Origin of the sequence: Vibrio sp. 10N.222.52.C12 (assembly GCF_041474215.1) — a bacterium.
Taxonomy (GTDB): domain Bacteria; phylum Pseudomonadota; class Gammaproteobacteria; order Enterobacterales; family Vibrionaceae; genus Vibrio; species Vibrio crassostreae_C.
Window position 1 is genome coordinate 1 of record NZ_JBFRTR010000255.1, and the last position, 570, is coordinate 570.

Sequence of the window (570 nt, forward strand, 5' to 3'; positions counted from 1 at the left end):
GTTTTATTCCTAGGCTCTGTTTATTATTAGGAAGATTATTTAGTTTACCTTGATGGAAAATATCATGTCTGAATTAACAAAAACTCTATTAAATATCCGCAGCCTTCGTGCGTTCTCACGTGAATTAACTCTTGAGCAACTTGAAGAAGCGCTAGACAAGCTGACTATTGTTGTACAAGAGCGTCAAGAGTCTGAAGCTGAAGAGCGTGCTGCTAAAGCAGAGCAAGAAGCTAAGCTTTCTGCTATTGCTGAACAAATTGCAAAAGACGGAATTGATGTTGCCGATCTTATTGCTGCACTTTCTGGTGAAGCAAAATCTAAAACAACAAAAGCTAAACGCGCTCCTCGCCCAGCGAAATACAAATACGTAGACGCAAACGGCGACGAGAAGACTTGGACAGGTCAAGGCCGTACGCCTTCAGCTATCCAAGAACAGCTAGATGCTGGTAAATCTCTAGAAGAGTTTGCTATCTAAACATTTAGTTTACTTAGTGAGTAATCAATTACACGCTAAGCGATAGAATTAATATTTAAGTCGACCAAAGTATTATTTACGACTTCAATATATTC

1 protein-coding gene is annotated in these 570 nt (G+C 39.1%); it reads left to right on the top strand.

The genetic code is table 11. The annotated features are described in order from the left end of the window. The first annotated feature begins 64 nt into the window (after positions 1-64). Complete coding sequence (locus AB4623_RS24205; RefSeq protein ID WP_017060262.1) at positions 65-475, top strand: H-NS family nucleoid-associated regulatory protein; 411 nt, start codon at positions 65-67, stop codon at positions 473-475. The last annotated feature ends 95 nt before the right edge of the window (positions 476-570 follow it).

Excerpts from the sequence above, each read along its gene's own strand:
- AB4623_RS24205 (WP_017060262.1), top strand. The coding sequence starts at position 65 with ATGTCTGAATTAACAAAAACTCTATTAAATATCCGCAGCCTTCGTGCG.